Source organism: Actinomadura sp. NPDC049753, assembly GCF_040674655.1.
Taxonomy (GTDB): Bacteria; Actinomycetota; Actinomycetes; order Streptosporangiales; family Streptosporangiaceae; genus Spirillospora; species Spirillospora verrucosospora.
This window is the reverse complement of sequence record NZ_JBFARL010000360.1, coordinates 1-3,967: the sequence shown is the minus strand read 5'-3', so window position 1 is coordinate 3,967 and position 3,967 is coordinate 1. Positions and strand designations below refer to the sequence as shown.

Here is a 3,967-nt window from a genome sequence, read left to right as displayed (position 1 = left end):
GCTCCAAACCCGTGCGGGTCCGGAGCGTCCGGAAGGTCGGGCGGGGCGCGTGCGGCGCCCCGGCGTCAGCGCTCCAGCAACCCCAGAAGCCGCTGGCACCGCCTCGGCACCGCGCTGCGCCTGCGCGAGGCCGCGTCCGCCGAGCCCGACCCGGACCGCGCCCACCGCCTGCTCGCCGACGCGCTGCGCCTCGTCCGGGACCTGCCGGGCGCCGCCGCCCACCAGCGGCGCCTGCCGCCGCGCCCGGTCCCCGCGGTCCACGCGGACGTGGACGGCGCGGCGGTGCGGCTGTCCTGGGAGGATTCGCCGTCCACCGGCGGCGAGGTCGTCCACCACGTCGTGCGGCGGACCGGCAGGGCGCCCCGCGACGTCCGCGACGGCACGGCCGTCGGCGGGGCGCTGGACGCACGCCCCCCGGTCAACGTGCCGCTGTACTACGGGGTGGTCGCGGTGCGGGGCGAGGCCGCCGCGGCGCCGGCGGTGGCCGGGCCGGTGGTCGTGCGGCCCGAGCCGGGCGAGGTCGAGCTGACCGCCGGGGACGGGCAGGTCACGGGTCGCTGGCGGTGCCCCGCGGAGGCGGTGCGGGTCGTCGTCGTGCGGGACGGCCAGGACGTCGCCGCGGGCCGGGACGGGTTCCGGGAGCGCGTCCCGAACGGGCGGACGCACCACTACCGGATCGCCGCCGTCTACCTCGACGCGTCCGGGCGCGAGGTCGTGACCGACGGGGTGCGGGCGTCGGCCACGCCGAGCGCGCCGCCCGAGCCGGTGTACGAGCTGGCCGCCGAGACCGACGCGGCCGACCCCGGGCTGGTGCGGGCCCGGTTCGCGCCGCCCGCGCACGGGACGGTGGAGCTGGTGCTCTGCCCGGGTCCTCCGCCGTGGCCGCGCAGCGCGCTCGTCCCGCTGGAGGAGGTGCGGCGGGAGACGCGGCGGCTCGCGTGCGCGCAGACGGACGGCGGGCTCGCGGTGCGGCCGGGCGCCGGGGGGTGGCTGCTCGCGGTGACGGTCGCGGAGGGCACGGCCGCGATCGGCGCCTACCACCGGCATGTGAACCTGCCGCCGCCGCGCCGGCTGGTCGCCGAGCGGCGCGGCGCCTACGTGCACGTCGGGTTCGACTGGCCGCCCGACGTCGCGGAGGTCGACGTCGCCTACCGGATCGGGCGGCCCGCCGGGGCGGAGGCCGCGCGGTCCGGCGACTCCGCGCACGTCCCCGTCCAGGCCGCGCAGAGCGTCACCCGGGCCGCCTACGACACCCAGGGCGGGATCCGGCTGCCCGTCCCCGAGGACGCGCCCGTCGAGCTGTCCGTCGCCGCGGCCGGGACGGTGGGCGGCGCGCGGATGACCGGCCCGCCGGCGACCGCGGAGGTCGCGGCGCGCACGATCGTCCACTACGACGTGGTGCGGTCGGGTCCGCCGTGGCGGCGGACGCTGACGGTCCGGCTCCACTCGTCCCGTCCGCTGCGGGTGGCGCGGCTGTCGCTGGTGCTGCGCGCCGGGCGGGTGATGCCTCAGCGCGCCGCCGACGGCGAGACCCTCGGCGCGTGGGACCGGGTGCCCGTGCCGGGCGAGCTGTCCCTTGGCGCGCCGTCCGCGTCCGGCCCGTACTGGCTGCGCTGCTTCGCCGACGACGACGCCGTCGAGCTGAGCGATCCCCCCGTCCGCCGACTCCAGGTCCCCTGATGACGAGACCCCTGGCCCGGGTGGGAATCCCCGGCATGCCGTCCCGGCAGGGCATCACCTGCCCCTACTGCTTCGCCTCCGTCGCGCCGCAGCGGATCCTGTTCCGGTGCCGGGGGCAGTCCGGGCGCCGGCAGGGCTGCGTCCCCGTCCTGGACGAGCGGCTGGCCGAGTACACCGGGTCGACGGCGGGGGCGTCGCTGCCGCCGGTGTTCGCCGCGCCCGGGCGCAAGGGCCGGGCCGACTGCCCCGGGTGCGGGGTGCCGACCGGGAACCGCGCCTGCCCCGAGTGCCACAACCCGCTGCCGTCGGCGTACTGCGACTCCCCCGGCCGGATCGTCGCGCTCGTCGGGGCGAAGAACGCCGGGAAGAGCACCTACATCGCCGTCCTGCTGCACGAGCTGATGAACCGGGTCGGGACGGAGCTGGACGCGTCGCTGGTCGCGTGCGACGACCGGACGATCGAGCGGTACAAGCGCGACTTCGCCCGGCCGCTGCTGGAGGAGCGGCGGCTGCTGCCGACGACGCCGAGCGCCGCGACCGGCCCGCGCGAGCCGCTGGTCTACCTGCTCACCCGGACCCGGACCCGCAAGGGGCGCTTCGCCCGGCCCCGCAACGACTCGCTGGCGCTGGTGCTGTTCGACACCGCGGGAGAGGACCTGCGCAGCCGCGAGGCCACCGACCTGCACCTGCGGTACCTGGAGGCCGCCGACGCGATCATCTTCCTGGTCGACCCGCTGGAGCTGCCGGGCGCGCGGCCGGGCGTGCTCGACACGGTGCCGGGCCCGCGCGCGGCCGGGGACGATCCGGGCGGTGCCGATCCGGACGGCGACCCGCTGGACGTCATCGCGCGCGTCACCGAGGCGCTGCGGCTGCGGCACGGCACCCGTCCGGGCGAGCCGCTGCCCGTTCCCGTCGCGGTCGCGCTCACCAAGATCGACGTGCTGCGGCCGGGGCTGCTGCGCCAGTCGGCGCTGCACCGGTCGCGGTCCGGGCAGGGCGTCCTCGACCTCGACGACCGGGACGCGGTGAACGAGCAGGTCCGCGCGCTCCTGCACGACTGGCAGGCCGGGCGGCTCGACACCTACCTCGGGCAGCAGTACGCCGACCACGCGCTGTTCGGCCTGTCGGCGCTCGGCGGCGTCCCGGAGGAGGGGCGCGTCGGCGCGGGCGGCGTCCGGCCTTACCGGGCGGAGGATCCGCTGCTGTGGCTGCTGTACCGGTTCGGGATGCTCGACGGCGTCCGGCCGGGAGGGGCGTAGCGGTGGCCTGGCAGCTGCACTACACCTCCGCCCGGAGCGGGCCCACCGGCCGGGCCGGGTTCCAGTTCGTCGCCGAGACGCCCGGCCTGCCGGACGGGACGCGGGCCGCGGTCACGCCGTACCTGTCGTACCGCCCGCCGCCGGACGCGCCGCTGTCGCCGGGCGACGCCGAGCTCGACCTGTTCCCCGTCTCGCTGCTGTACGACGAGGTGGACGGCCGCCCCCTGCTGCTGCGGTGCCGCTACCTCGGCCGCGACTACTCGGGCCGCTACGGCAACTTCTTCGCGCACGCGGTGGTGGCCGAGCCCGAGGAGCTGGAGGGGCTGCGGCCGGCCGAGCTGTGGCAGGCCGCGCACTGGACGGCGCTGCCCGCACCCGGGCCCGCCCTCGACCCGCTGGAGGAGCTGACGCCGGGATCCGCGCTCGATCCGGAGGCCCTCGCCGGGTGGCTCGCCTCCGCCGGTCCGGGCGACCCGTACGCGCTGCTCGCCCGCCTGGTGGACGCCGTCGCGGGCGTGCTCCAGCGGGGCCACGGGCGGGTCGTCCTCGTCGCCGACGACGTAGAGGCGATCGCCCGCTGGATCGCGGTCGTGTCGTACTCGCTGCCGGTCTCGGCGGCGGCGCGGCTGACGTTCGTCACCTACACCGCCGACCCGGACGGCGCCGCGCAGCGCCTGGTCGGCACGACGCCCGCCGTCTGGGCCACCGCCCAGAACCACGCCTCGCACGCGTCCGCGTTCGACCTGCGCGACGGCGTCACGGACGGCGGGGCCGGCCGCTTCGCCAGGACCGTCGCCCGCTGCTGGCGCGCCCGCGACTTCGGTGGCCTGGACGCCCTCGCCGAGCTGGCGCCGCCGGACGACCCCGCGCGGGAGGGCGCCGCCGCGCTGCTGGCGCTGTGCCGGGGCGACGCGGGCGTGACGCCGGACGAGGGGTGCGGCTGGCCCCCATGGAGTACGCCGTCCTGGAGTTCCTGGCGGTGAACCGCGGCCGGGCGGTCTCGAAGGAGGAGATCATGCTGCACGTGT

At 78.0% G+C, this 3,967-nt stretch carries 2 protein-coding genes and 1 pseudogene; all 3 read left to right on the top strand.

Features of this window, described 5'->3' with window-relative positions; translation table 11 throughout:
• Positions 1–1,680: pseudogene (locus tag AB0K37_RS40765) on the top strand (hypothetical protein); the annotation flags it as partial.
• Entirely contained in the window at positions 1,680–2,939 is a 1,260-nt protein-coding gene (locus AB0K37_RS40760) for a hypothetical protein (protein WP_363991234.1), read from the top strand. The pseudogene AB0K37_RS40765 and the gene AB0K37_RS40760, both read left to right, overlap by 1 nt.
• 2 nt (positions 2,940–2,941) lie before the next feature.
• Positions 2,942–3,922 (top strand): hypothetical protein, encoded by a 981-nt coding sequence (locus tag AB0K37_RS40755; protein WP_363991231.1) that lies wholly within the window; start codon positions 2,942–2,944, stop codon positions 3,920–3,922.
• Positions 3,923–3,967 lie beyond the last annotated feature (45 nt).

What these genes read in the sequence shown, in the direction of transcription:
- AB0K37_RS40760 (WP_363991234.1), top strand. Translation starts at nt 1,680, where the DNA reads ATGACGAGACCCCTGGCCCGGGTGGGAATCCCCGGCATGCCGTCCCGG.